We start from the raw sequence: 14,609 nt of genomic DNA on the forward strand, positions 1-14,609 counted from the left end.
ATTTAATTGCTATATTCAACTTGAGAATGACAAGACCAAGAATATGAGGGAAGATCGTAAAAATGGCATCGATTACAATTATAGATATTGCAAAAATGTGCGGTGTTGGGGTAACGACGGTATCCCGTGCCATCAATAATCATCCGGATATCAGTGAAGAGACAAAAGCGATGATTATGAAGGTCATCAAGGAGAACCATTATGTCCCGAACAACAGCGCCAGAAATTTGAAGCGCTCCGCGTCCAAGACGATTGCTGTGCTGATCAAAGGGATTACGAATCCGTTCTTCAACCGGATGATCCAGGTGTTCGAGAAGGAAATCAAGCGTAAAAAATATTCCTTCATCCTACAAAGGGTGGATGAGCATCAGGACGAGATCGAGGTGGCCATTGAGCTTGAAAAGGAGAAGCGGCTGAAGGGCATTGTGTTCCTTGGCGGATACTTCTCTCATTCCAAGGAGAAGCTTGAGCAGTTAACCGTGCCATTTGTCCTCAGCACGATCGGGATGGCGCCGGAATTCGATCCGACAGAGTTCTCCTCCGTCTCAGTGGATGATTTTAAGGAAAGCTATAAAATCGTCGATTTTCTGTGCAGCCTCGGGCATCGCAAAATTGCGATCATCACGGCTCCTATGGACGACGTCAGTATCGGGAAGCTGAGATACGAAGGATACAAGAAGGCGCTGGAGGACCGCGGCCTGCAGGTTGACAGCAGGCTGGTCTGCAGTATGAAGGACCATCTGGAGAGCTACTCCATGGAGAATGGCTATGTGGTCACCAAGGACTTGCTGGAATCAGGCGAACCGTTCACGGCGCTGTTTGCTGTCTCGGACAGCTTGGCTGTGGGAGCGTGCAAGGCCATTTTTGAAAGCGGTAAACATGTGCCGGGCGATTACTCGGTTGCGGGCTTTGATGGCCTGGATATCGCTTATTACTATAATCCTTCGATTACTACGATCCGGCAGCCTGTCGAGGAAATTGCGGAGGAGACGCTGCGGATTCTGTTTGATTTGATCAATAAGAAGCAGTCCCATTCCCACAAAATTTTCCCCGGTGAGCTGATGATCCGTGAATCCACTGCCCGGATATGAAAGAACCCGGCTGCGCAGAGCAATCTGCATGGTCGGGTTCTTTTGTTTGTGTGGCTAAAACACCTGTATCATTTGCTTGGAATTACATATTGGAGTACGATTTTGGTTAAAGGTTAAAATACGGATAGTTTTAATCGTGATGAAACCTTTTAATAAGTTTAAAATGCTTTAGGAGGACAATATGCGGAATAATATACAAGTCCCCTTCGGATATGAACCGCCCGCAGAGCGGGAAAAAGGGACATTGGTGTTCTACGATTCATTTGAAGAGATCACGGAGGAGGAGCTGGATCAGGCATTGGCTCTGCTGGAGCGGCGCTCTTTCGCCCAGCTGGTCCTGTATCCCCTGCACGAAGAGACCGTGCGCAGAATGAGCCGCAAGCCGGTAACTCCGTACTACAAGCGGGAGGATGCTCTTCATGACTGGAGACGCAGCAGGGGCAGCAGCCAGGTTACCGTAGAGGGCTGGGATGGCAAAAGGAAGAAATACACACCGATGGATTCCGCCTTGCGATTCTTGGCAGAGAAATACCCTGCTCCTTATTTCTTATATCTCACCCCGGAGATGGCGAATGCCTTCGCTTCCTTCTCCTCCTTTGAGGAATGGATTACCCGGGTTCGTCTGATTTTGACGGAGGAGCCGGTCCAGCCTCATTCGAGGCTGACCCAATTCAGTCATCGCTGGGAAACCGCGGCGGCCGAAGGCAGCCGCTAGAGAGGAGGTTGATGAATCGATGAATCGAGCAAAGCGTCATTACTTCGCTTTATGGATTGTGATGCTGGCAGCATTTCTCGTGCTGTCAGGCTGCCGATCCGGGACAATCGCTCGACCGTCAGAGTCGGATCATAATACACCGAATCAGGTTGAGACCCGGCCGGATTCTGCGTTGCCGGATGAGCATGGAAAGCAGGAGGAGTCCGAGCCGCCGGCTGATCTCATTGCGAGCCAATTAGAGCAGCTAACAACGGCAGAGAAGATCGGCCAGCTCGTCCTCGTTGGAATGGATGGAACCAAGCCTGACAAGTATACCCGGCAATTGCTGGACGATTATCAGGTAGGCGGATTTATTTTTTACAAGGACAATATTTCCGATAGCGGCCAAGCGCTGAGCTTGTTCAATCAATTAAAAGAGGATAATGCCTCCAATCCGGTGCCGCTATTCTTAAGTGTGGATGAAGAGGGAGGCCGGGTATCCCGATTGCCAGGCGAATTCAGCAAGATGCCGACCGCAGCCAAAATAGGCGGGACCGGCGAGGCGGAGGCCGCAGCGGAGGCTTACCGGATCATCGGACAGGCTCTTTCCGGCTTCGGATTGAACCTGGATTTCGCTCCGGTGCTCGACGTTCATAGCAACCCGGATAATCCGGTCATTGGGGACCGAGCTTTCGGCACGACTCCTGAAGAGGTTAGTCTGATGGGATTAGCGGCGATGAAGGGCTTGTCGGATACCGGCGTCATTCCGGTTGTAAAGCACTTCCCTGGCCATGGCGATACCTCGGTTGATTCCCATCTGGGACTTCCAGTAGTCGAGCATGATCTCGACCGGCTGCGGGAATTCGAGTTGAAGCCATTCGCCGATGCGATAGAAGCCGGAGCAGACATGGTTATGATCGCCCATATTTTGCTGCCCAAATTGGACGCCGAGCATCCTGCCTCGTTCTCCCCTGCGGTCATTAATGACTTGTTACGGCAGGAAATGGGGTATGAAGGAGTCATTATTTCCGACGATATGACGATGGGAGCAATCACTGAAAATTACAAAATTGAACAAGCCGCGGTTGATTTCATTACGGCAGGCGGGAACATCGTGCTTGTCGGTCATAACTATGATCAGGAGATCGCAGTGATCGAGGCGCTAACCCTTGCTGTTGAGGAAGGAAAGATTAGCGGAGATATGCTCGATCAGCGGGTCTACCAGATCCTTAAGCTGAAGCAGAAGTATGCCCTGACCAACGAGCCTGCCGAAGGCGCGGATGCAAAGGCAATCAATGCGGAGATTAGCCGGTATGTGATGGAATATATTGGTACACTTTAAGATCAATATGACCGTCTTCATGTACCTGGACGCCTTCGTGCTCCAGGTACATTTTCTGCAAAAAGCGAGACTCATCATCTTGAAGCGCGATTTCTCCCCGGACATTGACGACTCTGTGCCAGGGAAGTCCGTGCTTTTCACTTGAGGAGTGCAGAATCCGGACGACCTGTCTCGCGGCTCTCGGGCTGCCTGCTTCGCGGGCAACTTGTCCATATGTCATCACCTTTCCGGGAGGAATGGAGTGAATGATAGAAATGACCATTGCGGTAAAGGGCTGCATGTGCGTGCTCCTTTCTGGAAAGTAATCTCGCCATAAAATTCATTAGTTCAACTTGTCAGAAAGGCGGAGGAATGATGAAATCTATTTTACACTCGGAGCGGCTGATTTTGAAGCGGCTGGATGAAAATGATGCGGAACCGGTGCTCGCCTATTTGCTGCGGAACAAGGAATTCCTGCAGCCCTGGGAGCCTGAGCGATTTGACGAATTCTACAGGCTTGATACTCAGAAAAGGTTATTGGCCACAGAGGCTGAGCAGCACCGTTCCGGTGAGCTTCACAAGCTATGGATCTTTCGGAAGGAGCAGCCTGAAGTCGTCATCGGCTCGGTAACGCTCAGCAACATTGTGTATGGCGTGTTCCAGTCCTGCCACCTGGGGTATCGGCTGGATGCAGAGCAAGCAAACCGCGGATACATGACAGAAGCCGTTCGATCAATGATCGAATACGCCTTCAACGGGCTGGGCCTGCATCGAGTTGAGGCTAACATTATGCCAAGAAATGAGGCGTCCCTGCAGGTGGTCCGGAAGCTGGGCTTCTACGAAGAAGGCAAGGCCATAAAGTATCTGAAAATCAACGGGATCTGGGAAGATCACCTTCACATGGTGATTCGAAATTCGGCGATGGAATAATCCCCTCCGCTAGCTGCAGCGTAACCTATTCCGATCCTCATTCGTAAAATTAGCGGAAGCATTCGCCATTTAGAGTTCATACGTGGCCTTCAGCGGTAAGCTAGTGGTTTGGCTTATATAGTTCGGTATAGGATGCGGAAGGAGGACGACGATGGGCAAGCAATTGAAGCAACTGGGATATCCGGAGAAAATATATCTTTATATCGTAATATTTGTGGGGTCGTTAGTAGCCATGCTGTTCGTCACAGGCACACACCTGCCTGAGGGGGGAAGACCGCCCTACCTGTTCCTGGTTTGGAACACCTTTCTGGCATGGGTGCCGGCGGGACTCGCTCTGGTGTTGGACGGGATAAGCCTGCTCCGGACGAAGAGCTTGAGATGGATGCTCTATTTGATCGCCGGCGGACTGTGGCTCTTTTTTTATCCCAATGCGGCTTACTTGATTACCGATCTGTTGCATCCATTTGCGCGGTTAACTATTGAGGACAGCTACTTGTTTTGGCAGGATATGCTGTTTTGGAATCATTTATTTACCGTATTGCTGACGGCATTGTTAGGTCTTGTGCTCGGGGCAATCTCCCTTGCCTCTGTACATCGGCTGGTAGAGCGTGCACTTGGAAGAATTATCGGAATCATCTTTGCGGCGGCAGTTCTTCTGCTGAGCAGCTTTGGTGTGTATCTGGGCCGGTTTTTCCGGTTTAACAGCTGGGATGTGCTGCATCAGCCTATCGGATTGCTGAGACAAATCCTGTCCTATTTTACAAACATGGAACATGTGCTTCATGCATATGCGTATTGTAAGTGGATTTTCTTGATCACCGGCTTCGGATACATGGTATTCTGTCTGTTCGGAGCGATGAATCGCAGGATGACACAAGGAGGTGACTAGGTGATTGGATCATAAAGAAAGACTTCGGTTGCAGTTTCCTGTCTTGGAAAGTGAGCGCCTCAGATTGCGGAGATTGGAGCATAAGGATTCAGAAATATTATATGCTTGCATTATGGCCCCTCAGGTTCGGGTGTATACCGCTTTTAAACCGCACACCCTGTTGTTTCCTGATCGCCTGATGCGTTATCTTATGGACAGCTACCGGCATTTGCGGGATGTGCATTTTGCGGTGGAATGGAGGGAGACGGGAGATTGCATCGGGCTATGCTCGCTCCAGCGCTGGGACCCCGGGAGCGGGAGCGCCAGACTGGGCTATTTGCTGGCCCCTGAATGGTGGAATCGAGGAATTGCCACAGAGGCGGTAAAGCTGATTACCGGCTTCGGGTTTGAACAATTGGAGCTTCGGCAGATTGAAGCCTTTTGCGGAGAAGCGAATCTCGCTTCGCGCCGTGTCCTTGAAAAATGCGGATATTCAGAGCAAGGAAGTGTCGGTGCTGCATTTGTTACACAACTGAAATATACTTGTGACAGAACCCTAACAGTAAGGGGGTAAACTTAGTGCATGACCCCCTTTTGAATATATTTGTTATTTGGAATCCGGCGAGGAAACGTACGGGTTCCCTTTTTTTGTCCTGATGAAAATCGGTAAGACTACAGAGGGACTGCTATACGGGTCTTATTCTTGTAGTAGACCCATTCGTTATATCCGATTTCCTTCAGTTTCCGGGCAACCTCGTCCCATTCATCCGCAACACGGCTAGGGATATGAGCATCGGAGCCGAAGGTAATATCTACGCCGAAGTAACGGGCGCGCTCCAGAATGGCATCGGACGGATACCAGCCTCCGGAGAGCTTCGTCTTTCCCGACGTATTTACTTCGATAGCCACCCGAGCCCCGGCAATGATCCGCAGCGTCTCATCGACGGCCTCTGTGGCAGGAATATCCGAGAAGGCCGGATAATTTCCCTTCATCGCGTCTATATGGCCAAGAATTTGAAACAGCCCGCTGCGGGCGGAGTCCTGTATTAATGCGTAATAGGCGGTCTTGTCCGCAATTCGTCTCTGCTCGTCCAGTCCCTTCCAGCGCCGTTTGTTGAAGATGCTTACCTCATTTACACTATGTACGGAGCCGATAATGTAATCGAAGGGATATTGAGACAGCACCTTCCTGTATTGCTCGATATGATCTGGAAAATAGTCGGACTCAATGCCGAGCAGCACGTCGATGCGGCCGGCGTACTCCTGTTTTAACTGCAGGACCTCATCGACATAGCCGGCAAAATCACGCTTGGCCATGGCGATATGCGGGAATGGATGCTCCTCGCCATGCCCGAAGTAAGGCGTATGATCGCTAATGCCGATGACAGACAAGCCGGCTGCAATTCCGGCTTCGATATAGTCGCGGATGGTTCCGTCGGCATGACCGCAGCGAAAATGATGAGTATGAAGATCAAATTTCATATGGATGCTCCTTTCCGGGTTATTTTTCGATAGATTGAGGAATTTATTCTGAGCTGATAAAACTTGTTTCAGGCATCCCCTTTAGATCGCCTAGAAATTGCTGCATTGCAGAATTGATGTATCTGCTGGACTTATAGATCACGCCCACGGGATGGGTGACTTCCAGTTCCGGGATCGGTACAACGACAAGGGAGCCTTGCTTGAGCTCGCGGAGAATGGATTGTCTGGAGATGATCGCGGCCCCAAGGTTGATTTCCACCATTCGCTTTACTTCCTCACTGCTGGACAGTTCCATGACAATATGCGGTTCGATATCATGGGATTTGAACAAATCGTCGGCGAATCTTCGGCCTACCGTATCCGGGGACAGCATAATGAGCGGAACGTCGCGCAGCATATCCATACGGGGGATTTTCTCACTTGCGAGCGGGTGATGCGGAGATACCGCCAACCCGAAGGTATCATAGTACAGCACAGATGAATGCACCTGGGGATTGTTCTCGATCAGGTAACCGATCCCGATATCGACCAAACCTTGCTCGACACTTTGATAAATGAGGGAAGAGGGCATGGACTGAATGGTGGTCTTGATCAGCGGGAATTGATCCTGGAAATAGGACAAGATCCGCGGCAGGATCTGGATGGCGATAGAGGTTGTCGTTCCCAGCACAATATGTCCTTGCGGTGTGTGCTCAAGATCGGTGAGCTTTTGCTTGAGTTCTTCCACCACGTCCAGAATTTGCTCTGCCTTATCCAAGAATACTTGTCCTCTGTCTGTAAGGGCTACAGGCTGGTTCCGGTCGACGAGGACAACTCCGAATTCATCCTCCAGGCTTTTGATCTGGGCAGATACTGCAGGCTGTGTCAAATTCAGCAGTTCGCCCGCCTTGCGGAAGCTCTTAGTCTTGGAAATGGTGATCAGTGTCTCCAATTGACTGATATTCATGGCGATCCCCCTCTCTGATTCATTTGATATCTAATAATTATAGAAGATTTTTCTGGGCTAAATCAATGACACGTATTTGACAAGAGGAGTTAGAGGGAGTGCGCAAATTTTCTCTAATATTACAGATTTCGATTTTTAATGACTTATAGATGGGAATAAAGTATAATATCAACATAAAAAAGCAGGACTTTTGTAGCGGTATTTTAGTAAGATAACTACTTCATATGTGAAAAGGGGCGTAATAGTGAAAGCAGAAGTGATCAATCCTTTTCTGGAATCTGCGCGTTCGGTCATAGAACAGGTGGTACAAGTCTCTCCTTCAACCGGCAATCCGGGTCTAAAGGATGTCGCTTTGATTCAGGATCATATCTGGATTCAAATCGGTATGACCGGGTATTTCAGCGGAATGGTCGTGTTTGGTCTGGAGGAGACAGTTGCTTTAAGACTTGTCTCGGCGATGATGGGCGGTTTTGTTATCACGGAAATGGATGAGATGGGCCAAAGTGCTATTTCTGAGCTGGGCAATATGATTAGCGGAAATGCAAGCATGATTCTGGCCAATCAAGGTTACAGCGTTGATATTACCCCTCCGCAAGTGATTAAGTCTAGCGTAGGCGGTAGTGAGCAGTCGCCGCGCAAGGCCTTGTGCATTCCACTCGTCATGGATGGAATCGGGGAGTTGGACATTCAGGTGATGGTTTCTTAAGGGAAATGAGTTGAACCGGAGGAATACGGATGCAGCTTAACGATAAAGTGGTTGTCATTACCGGAGCCTCAAGTGGAATTGGGGCTCTTGCTGCGCAGATGCTGTCCCGGGAAGGAGCTACGGTTGTACTTGCCGCTAGGTCGGCCGATAAGCTCCAAGCCGTTGGCAGAGGCATGATGGGGCCTTATCATGTGGTCGAGATGGACGTGGCAAGCGATGCATCGGTAGCCGCAGGCTTTGCTGAGATTTACAAGCGGTACGGCAGGGTGGATGTGCTTGTGAACAATGCGGGCTATGGAAAATTCACAGCCCTGGATGAGACGCCGTTGCAGGACTATTCCGAAATGATGAATGTGAACTACATGGGGATCGTTCGCTGTACAAAGGAAGTCCTTCCGGCGATGAAAGCGGCAGGAAGAGGAAGGATCGTTAATGTTGCTTCGATTGCGGGAAAGATCGGCACAGCGAAGTCCACGGCTTATACAGCTACCAAGCATGCCGTTATTGGCTTCAGCAGCGCATTGAGACAAGAGCTGTCGGGTAGCGGGGTTACGGTATCGACGATCAATCCCGGACCGATCGATACGCCATTTTTCCAGATCGCTGATCCGGACGGGCATTATGTAAACAATGTAAAGTGGTTTATGATGAAGCCCGAAAGGGTGGCCGGCGCGGTCGTGAAGGCGGTCCGGACAGGCAAGACGGAGATGAATCTTCCCTGGGTAGCAGGGGCGGGCGCAAAGCTTTATCAGCTATTTCCCGCTGCGGTAGGCCGCCTAACGTCCGGAATGCTGAATAAAAAATGATCGTTATAGCCTGCTTGCTGTGCCGTGATAAATGAATAGAATATTAGATGGCGAGTTGGACGGGGCAACGTATGAGGTATGCTTACGATCGCTGTTGTTCGCGGATTTCTTTGATTAGACTAAGTTCTCACAAGGGAAAAATCCGCTCACAAAGGCGACCGCTAACGCTTCTTCAGCACACCTCATACTAATGCCCGGGCACTTCGCCTTTGCAGTTGAACTGAAATGCAGTTTACACATAGCTATGCATAAACTGCATAGCAATAGCTGCACTGCTATTAACTTACCTCCTTGCAGCATACAAGCAGGAGACTACGCGCAGCCTTGGGCTAAGCGCGAATGAAAGCTTGCGCTATTGCTTATGCACGACGTCAATACCTACCACGCCTAAAGTTGCGCCTCCGTCTCACGATGCTCCAGTCTTGCACCGAAGCTTTGCCTGTCCTGCCAGTACTGAAGTTTTTCTCCGAAATTAACTTGCCCCACTGGCATTGCAGTCTTGCTTCGAATTTCAATCGCCCTACAGGAGGATATGAGCACCTCATTTCTGCTCATGCTCATCAGGTCGCGATTTAATGAAATTACTTTCCTTAAAATTCCCAGTCGACGCTCGAATCTACATTTAGTGAAAAAACTTACCTTAGATCGCCAGTAACTAGCCAAACCCGTGTTTTAGTCAGTTTTAAGTACAAAAATTTCACTATATCCGCATTTCTAGCATTTCCACTGAATTTAAGGTAACTTTTTTCACTGCATGCGTAATAGTCCTATTTTCATGCAATCGACCGATCCCGTCCTGCTGCGAAACACCGCGTGCTGGAAGCTGCGCTCGGGTGCGAGGTGTACTCATGCGTACTTGGTCGGTATTTTGCAGAATCTGCTGGAATTGCCTTGCTGTGCGAGCTTATTGAAATGGGCGTATCCCCAATAATGATACGGTGTTGCCTATTTACTGTTTGAATGAATCTGCGTCATAGAGAGTGCGGTACATTTAGCATTATAAAGACGAGCCTGCGCAATAAGGGTATAAGTGTGAAGGTTGGTGCAGAAACGGAGTGTTCGCCTTTGTGAGCGGATTTCTACCCTGCTAGGGTTTATACAATCAAGGAATCCGCGAGCAACAGCGATCGTAAGCAACCTTCACACGTTACCCCCGGAACGCAGAATCATTGATCGCTTTATAATGACTGCTGCGCTATTGCACGAAACTGCGCTGAATAGCACGTTACATGAATACCTGAGCGCCTCTGCCGGCCCCATCATAACAGACCTAATATGACAATGGCGTGTCATACTACTGGAGAATGATTTTGATACTTTTCGGCAATCCGTCTTGCGCGGTCAGCGACCTCCTGACGAAGATCATCAGGCTCAATGACCTCTACGGCGCTGCCGAAGGATAGGATATGGCTAATTACCCAATCGTCGTAAGGGTAAGTGGCCGTTGCGGTAATGGACCCGTCCTCATGGGCTTCGATGCCGCTGTCGTCGTACATGTCGTATACTCGAAAGGCGATTTCCGGTGCAAATCTGAGCTTGAGGGTAACGGTATGCTCGGGATTCAGCCGGTCCACGTCAAATCCGAGATTGTCCGGCAGGTTTCGGTCAAAGCTTATGTCGCAGATCTTCAGATTTCGGATGCGGGAAATTTTGTAGATACGGTAATCCTGCTTTTGTCTACAGAAGGCTTGCAAATACCAGGAATGCCCCTTGAATACCACTCTCAGCGGCTCCACCTGCCTGTACGTCCGCTGCCCGTAGGAGTTGAGATAATCAAATTCCAAGATTTTCTGCGATATTACGGCTTGTTTGATGCGAGCAAACTTTTCCTTCTCCGACGCGGGGCTTCCCCAATTGGAAAAGTCAATTTCAATCCAATCGGTTCGGCTCTTTTTGAAGAGCAATTGGAGCCTTGTGAGCGTATCGGCTGTGTCGATCGTATTCACTGCGGCCATGCTTTTAAGCCCGAACAGAATCTGGTTCTGCTCTTCCTCGGAGATCAGGGTTTTATTCAGAACGAAATGTTCGAGAATAGAAATGCCGCCGCCTTTGCCCCTTGAAGTGTAAATAGGAATACCGGCTGTAGTGAGTGCCTCTATATCGCGGAGGATTGTTCGCGTAGACACCTCAAAATGCTCCGCCAGTTCTTTTGCGGTAGTGCTCTTTTTATCCAGGAGGAGATACACAATTTCAAAGAGTCTGGCAATTTGCATGGAACCTGAACCCCTTCGTATAAGGATCAATTTGTACTTAAGTGTACCACAGTAACATGACAAGCATATGTCTTATTTGGATCAAGACAGCTTTGTATTTGGTCAAGCTTGCATTTTCGCATATAATGGAAATAATGAACCTTGTAAAGGATGAAATCAATTTGAAAAGTATGACTTTTACGGGCCTTGGCGTGTCTGAGGCTCTTGCGGCAAAGCTTGCCGATTATGGAATTCTGGAGCCGACTGCCGTTCAGGCAGAGTGTATTCCGGCTGCGCTGGAGGGCAAGGATATCCTGGCCGAATCGCAGACAGGCACAGGGAAGACGCTGGCTTATTTGCTTCCGCTGCTGCAAAGAATCGAGCCCGAGGATAAGACGCTGCAGGCGCTGGTGCTTGCTCCGACGCAGGAGCTGGCCATGCAGATCGTTCGGGAAGCGGAGAAATACGGAGAATCACTAGGAATATCCGCGCAGGCACTGATCGGCGGGGCCGCCATCAAGCGGCAGCTAGAGAGGCTCCGTCTGCATCCGCAGCTCGTTGTCGGCACACCGGGCCGGATTCGGGAAGTGCTGGCACTGCGTAAGCTGAAGCTGCACACGGTGCGGACGGTGGTTGTAGACGAGGTGGATCAAATGTTCCAGCTTGGTGGCACCGCGGATTTGGAGCAAATTTTGCGTGGAACTCTGCGAGACCGCCAGTTGATGTTCTTGTCAGCAACATTAAATCCGGAGATTCGTGCACTCGCTGCACGTGAGATGAAGGATCCGCAGTGGGTGGGAATTACGCCGGAGCAGCGCACCTCGCAATCGCTGGAGCATGTCTTTTTCGAATGCGAGCAGCGCGACAAGATGGATAATCTGCGGCGGATATTGCGCCATTATAATCCTGCAAGATCTATTGTATTTATTAATAATACGCAGGATATCGCCGAGGTGGAGGGCAAGCTGAATTTCCTGGGCTTCCGCGCGGGGGCTCTGTATGGAGATGCTGACAAATCCGTTCGCAGCCATACCTTGCGCAAATTTAGAGAAGGCAAAATCCAGGTGCTGGTTGCCACGGACATTGCCGCCCGCGGGTTGGATATTGAAGAGCTGTCATTGGTTGTTAATCTGGATCCTCCGATCGATTCGGAGCACTATGTGCACCGTGCCGGCCGGACAGGACGGATGGGGCGCCACGGCCTTGCGGTATCCATCATTAACCCGAAGGAACGCTTTATTATTCGGAAATTTGCCCGGGAGCTGAGCATTGAGATATCCGAGCAACGCCTTTTTGGCGGAAGGGTCATCGAAGCGGGTGCGGAGACGGAAAGAGCTGGGTCAGCTGCTCATCGCAAGACTTCAGCAGGCTCAAATTTGCAGGCTGAGCAGCGAAAGTCTTCAAGTGAACTGAAGCAACATCCGCCTGCCAAGGCTAAGGCACGACAGGATCAGGCTAAGGAAATCAAACCGGCTCCGAATGTGCGTAAACCATCCTCGAAGGAGGATCGCAAGAATAAAGGGGCACCGAAGTGGTTGAAGGAAAAACAGTCCGAGACCCGAAAGTAAGGGGGAAATGAAATGAATGACACGCCTGTCCTGCAAATTGAGCGGTTAACCGGAGGCTACAGTCTGGGCCGGCCGGTCCTGCACAACATCGAGTTTCAGGTCAGCCCGGGCGAAATGGTCGGTCTGATTGGATTGAACGGAGCGGGAAAAAGCACGACCATGAAGCATATTCTTGGTCTCATGACCCCGCATCAAGGAGGGGTTAGCCTGCTCGGCCATACCCGGGACGAGGATCCCGAAGCATATCAGGCTGCCTTGGCGTTTGTACCGGAATCACCGCTTCTTTACGATGAGCTTACCGTTCGGGAGCATATGGAATTTGCGGCACGAGCGTATAATGTTGCATCAGAGGTATATGAAGAGCGTGCGGCAGCCTTGCTGAAGCTCTTTCGCATGGAGGAGAAGGCGGATAGCCTGTCTCTTCACCTATCGAAGGGCATGAAGCAGAAGGTCATGATTATGTGCGCATTTATTGCCAGACCTTCCCTGTATGTCATCGACGAACCGTTTCTTGGTCTGGACCCGCTAGGCATTCGTTCCTTGCTGGATTTCATGATGGATCTGAAGCGGAGCGGAGCTTCTATCCTGCTGAGCTCTCATATTTTGTCCACCATTGAGAACTATTGTGACCGGTTTGTGGTTCTGCACCAAGGTAGCGTCATCGCCCAGGGCACGCTGGAGGAGATTGCTCAGGCCGCGGGGATGCCGGGAGCAACGCTGGAGGACATCTTCTATAATCTGGTCAAAGGCGGAGATTAAGACATGGATCTTGTGGAACTGCGCAAACGGCGCAAAGCGCTGCATTGGAGCAAGATTCTTCCTTACTTGCCTTATGTGTTTCAGAGTGGAGTAGCGGTCTTGCTGCTGATTTTGATGATCGCATTTTCGGCCTGGTATACCCGTTTTCTTCAGCATATTCCGGAAGGCTTGCCTATCGGCTGGATTATGCTTCTATTGCTGGGACCTGCGGTGATTTACTCGGGATTCCGGACTTACATTCATCCGGCGGATTCCGTCTTTTTATTGCCTCAGGAAGCTTCAATGTCCAAGTATTTCAGGCCGGCCTTTTGGAGCGGGATCCTGTATAAGCTGCTAGGCACTTATTTTATTCTTCTAGTGCTATGGCCTCTGTATCAACGAAGCGACGGTATTCGGCATCCGTTCTGGTTCTGGCTAATCGTACTTCTTTTACTTAAGCTGGCTGGAGCCTATGGTGCATGGCAGGAGTTAAAAATTGCATCCCATCGCGCAAGGACAGGCTTCCACCTGCTGCGGTGGTCCGTGCTCCTGTTGCTGCTGGCAGCCTGGATCTGGCAACCCGCCTGGAAAAGTCTGTTATTTCTGATTTTGGTTATGGTGAATTATGTGCTGGCTTTGCGTTTCCCCATGAAGCATCGGGTTCCTTGGGAGAATCTGATTGCAGCGGAGAAGGCGAGTGCGGCTAAAAATATGCTGGTGCTGGGATGGTTTGTAGACGTCCCTGCCGAAGGACAAGGGGTATCGCCGCGGCGCTGGCTGGACTGGATCGGCAAGCGGATTTCCTGGTCCAGAGAAGGGGCATACCGCTACCTGCTGACGAAAACATTAGTTCGCGGCGAACTGCTGGGAATCGGAGCGAGACTTACGATTCTCGGTGCCATCCTGGTCGGCTGGTGCGGCAGAACATGGTTGGGGCTGGGGCTCTATCTGTTCTTTGTCTTCCTGATCGGTGCCCAACTGAGTGTGCTCCGCCATGCTCACCGGGATTCCTCGGCAGCACTGTATTACCCGCTTCCGTCCGGTGCACGAAAAAAGGAGGCCGCCGATCTGGGAAGCCGGACCCTGGCAGGAGCTGCTGTGATGATGTGGCTCCCGCTCTTGCCGCAGGGAGACGGTCCGTTGATATATCTCGGAGGATCGTTGGCGGCTGGTCTTATCCTGGTATACGCTATGAGAAGCAACTGGAATCGCAAGTGGCGCGAGGAAGAAGAGGATTGAACAGCACAAAAACCGCCGGAGCAATAAC

At 50.5% G+C, this 14,609-nt stretch carries 15 protein-coding genes; 11 read left to right on the top strand and 4 right to left on the bottom strand.

Features of this window, described 5'->3' with window-relative positions; translation table 11 throughout:
- The first annotated feature begins 62 nt into the window (after positions 1 to 62).
- The 3 genes from KI362_RS16245 (at position 63) to nagZ (ending at position 3,127) form a co-directional block, all read left to right on the top strand.
- Positions 63 to 1,091, top strand: a complete 1,029-nt coding sequence (locus KI362_RS16245; RefSeq protein WP_301628633.1) for a LacI family DNA-binding transcriptional regulator — start codon at positions 63 to 65, stop codon at positions 1,089 to 1,091.
- 181 nt (positions 1,092 to 1,272) lie between these two features.
- Complete coding sequence (locus tag KI362_RS16250; RefSeq protein ID WP_301628635.1) at positions 1,273 to 1,806, top strand: hypothetical protein; 534 nt, start codon at positions 1,273 to 1,275, stop codon at positions 1,804 to 1,806.
- Positions 1,807 to 1,825: 19 nt separating this feature from the next.
- Positions 1,826 to 3,127, top strand: a complete 1,302-nt coding sequence (gene nagZ / locus KI362_RS16255; RefSeq protein WP_301628637.1) for a beta-N-acetylhexosaminidase — start codon at positions 1,826 to 1,828, stop codon at positions 3,125 to 3,127.
- On the opposite strand, the gene KI362_RS16260 is transcribed toward nagZ, so the two are convergent.
- On the bottom strand, positions 3,090 to 3,407 hold the full coding sequence (locus KI362_RS16260; protein ID WP_044481868.1) for an MGMT family protein: 318 nt from the start codon (positions 3,405 to 3,407) through the stop codon (positions 3,090 to 3,092). The genes nagZ and KI362_RS16260 overlap by 38 nt on opposite strands.
- A 74-nt stretch (positions 3,408 to 3,481) precedes the next feature.
- On the opposite strand from KI362_RS16260, the gene KI362_RS16265 reads away from it, so the two are divergent.
- The 3 genes from KI362_RS16265 to KI362_RS16275 all read left to right on the top strand — a co-directional run bounded on the left by KI362_RS16265 (position 3,482) and on the right by KI362_RS16275 (position 5,478).
- Positions 3,482 to 4,036, top strand: coding sequence for a GNAT family N-acetyltransferase (locus KI362_RS16265; protein WP_301628640.1), 555 nt, complete (start codon positions 3,482 to 3,484; stop codon positions 4,034 to 4,036).
- Positions 4,037 to 4,187: 151 nt separating this feature from the next.
- On the top strand, positions 4,188 to 4,925 hold the full coding sequence (locus tag KI362_RS16270; RefSeq protein ID WP_301628642.1) for a DUF1361 domain-containing protein: 738 nt from the start codon (positions 4,188 to 4,190) through the stop codon (positions 4,923 to 4,925).
- 64 nt (positions 4,926 to 4,989) lie between these two features.
- Entirely contained in the window at positions 4,990 to 5,478 is a 489-nt protein-coding gene (locus KI362_RS16275) for a GNAT family N-acetyltransferase (RefSeq protein ID WP_301628841.1), read from the top strand.
- A gap of 98 nt (positions 5,479 to 5,576) precedes the next feature.
- Here the strand turns inward: KI362_RS16275 and KI362_RS16280 are convergent, their stop codons facing one another.
- Together KI362_RS16280 and KI362_RS16285 are read right to left on the bottom strand one after the other, a co-directional pair.
- Positions 5,577 to 6,386, bottom strand: a complete 810-nt coding sequence (locus KI362_RS16280) for a histidinol-phosphatase (RefSeq protein WP_301628643.1) — start codon at positions 6,384 to 6,386, stop codon at positions 5,577 to 5,579.
- A gap of 43 nt (positions 6,387 to 6,429) precedes the next feature.
- A complete protein-coding gene (locus KI362_RS16285; RefSeq protein ID WP_301628645.1) occupies positions 6,430 to 7,332 on the bottom strand; it encodes a LysR family transcriptional regulator in 903 nt (300 codons plus the stop codon).
- Between the two features lie 244 nt (positions 7,333 to 7,576).
- Between KI362_RS16285 and KI362_RS16290 the strand changes: the two genes are divergently transcribed.
- The gene (locus KI362_RS16290; protein WP_301628647.1) at positions 7,577 to 8,038 is read left to right on the top strand and encodes a chemotaxis protein CheX; all 462 of its coding nucleotides are present in this window, start codon (positions 7,577 to 7,579) and stop codon (positions 8,036 to 8,038) included.
- Between the two features lie 29 nt (positions 8,039 to 8,067).
- Positions 8,068 to 8,844, top strand: a complete 777-nt coding sequence (locus KI362_RS16295; protein ID WP_301628650.1) for an SDR family NAD(P)-dependent oxidoreductase — start codon at positions 8,068 to 8,070, stop codon at positions 8,842 to 8,844.
- A gap of 1,289 nt (positions 8,845 to 10,133) precedes the next feature.
- Here KI362_RS16295 and KI362_RS16300 read toward each other — a convergent pair.
- Positions 10,134 to 11,057 carry a helix-turn-helix transcriptional regulator gene (locus KI362_RS16300; protein ID WP_301628652.1) on the bottom strand — a complete coding sequence of 308 codons (924 nt, stop codon included), beginning with the start codon at positions 11,055 to 11,057 and terminating at the stop codon, positions 10,134 to 10,136.
- A 170-nt stretch (positions 11,058 to 11,227) separates the two neighbouring features.
- Here KI362_RS16300 and KI362_RS16305 point away from each other — a divergent pair, with 170 nt between their 5' ends.
- Genes KI362_RS16305 through KI362_RS16315 form a run of 3 tightly spaced genes read left to right on the top strand, consistent with a single transcriptional unit; the run spans position 11,228 to position 14,581 of the window.
- Positions 11,228 to 12,604, top strand: coding sequence for a DEAD/DEAH box helicase (locus KI362_RS16305; protein WP_374705675.1), 1,377 nt, complete (start codon positions 11,228 to 11,230; stop codon positions 12,602 to 12,604).
- 12 nt (positions 12,605 to 12,616) lie between these two features.
- Positions 12,617 to 13,363: an ABC transporter ATP-binding protein gene (locus KI362_RS16310; RefSeq protein ID WP_301628656.1), complete on the top strand. Its 747-nt coding sequence runs from the start codon at positions 12,617 to 12,619 to the stop codon at positions 13,361 to 13,363.
- A 3-nt stretch (positions 13,364 to 13,366) separates the two neighbouring features.
- On the top strand, positions 13,367 to 14,581 hold the full coding sequence (locus KI362_RS16315) for an ABC transporter permease (protein ID WP_301628657.1): 1,215 nt from the start codon (positions 13,367 to 13,369) through the stop codon (positions 14,579 to 14,581).
- Positions 14,582 to 14,609 lie beyond the last annotated feature (28 nt).

Source organism: Paenibacillus apis, from assembly GCF_018333295.1.
In the GTDB taxonomy this organism is placed as follows: domain Bacteria; phylum Bacillota; class Bacilli; order Paenibacillales; family Paenibacillaceae; genus Fontibacillus; species Fontibacillus antibioticophila.

Coding starts and splice junctions, on each gene's coding strand:
- KI362_RS16245 (WP_301628633.1), top strand. CDS start 63: ATGGCATCGATTACAATTATAGATATTGCAAAAATGTGCGGTGTTGGG.
- KI362_RS16250 (WP_301628635.1), top strand. CDS start 1,273: ATGCGGAATAATATACAAGTCCCCTTCGGATATGAACCGCCCGCAGAG.
- nagZ (WP_301628637.1), top strand. CDS start 1,826: ATGAATCGAGCAAAGCGTCATTACTTCGCTTTATGGATTGTGATGCTG.
- KI362_RS16260 (WP_044481868.1), bottom strand. CDS start 3,407: ATGCAGCCCTTTACCGCAATGGTCATTTCTATCATTCACTCCATTCCT.
- KI362_RS16265 (WP_301628640.1), top strand. CDS start 3,482: ATGAAATCTATTTTACACTCGGAGCGGCTGATTTTGAAGCGGCTGGAT.
- KI362_RS16270 (WP_301628642.1), top strand. CDS start 4,188: ATGGGCAAGCAATTGAAGCAACTGGGATATCCGGAGAAAATATATCTT.
- KI362_RS16280 (WP_301628643.1), bottom strand. CDS start 6,386: ATGAAATTTGATCTTCATACTCATCATTTTCGCTGCGGTCATGCCGAC.
- KI362_RS16285 (WP_301628645.1), bottom strand. CDS start 7,332: ATGAATATCAGTCAATTGGAGACACTGATCACCATTTCCAAGACTAAG.
- KI362_RS16295 (WP_301628650.1), top strand. CDS start 8,068: ATGCAGCTTAACGATAAAGTGGTTGTCATTACCGGAGCCTCAAGTGGA.
- KI362_RS16300 (WP_301628652.1), bottom strand. CDS start 11,057: ATGCAAATTGCCAGACTCTTTGAAATTGTGTATCTCCTCCTGGATAAA.
- KI362_RS16305 (WP_374705675.1), top strand. CDS start 11,228: ATGACTTTTACGGGCCTTGGCGTGTCTGAGGCTCTTGCGGCAAAGCTT.
- KI362_RS16310 (WP_301628656.1), top strand. CDS start 12,617: ATGAATGACACGCCTGTCCTGCAAATTGAGCGGTTAACCGGAGGCTAC.
- KI362_RS16315 (WP_301628657.1), top strand. CDS start 13,367: ATGGATCTTGTGGAACTGCGCAAACGGCGCAAAGCGCTGCATTGGAGC.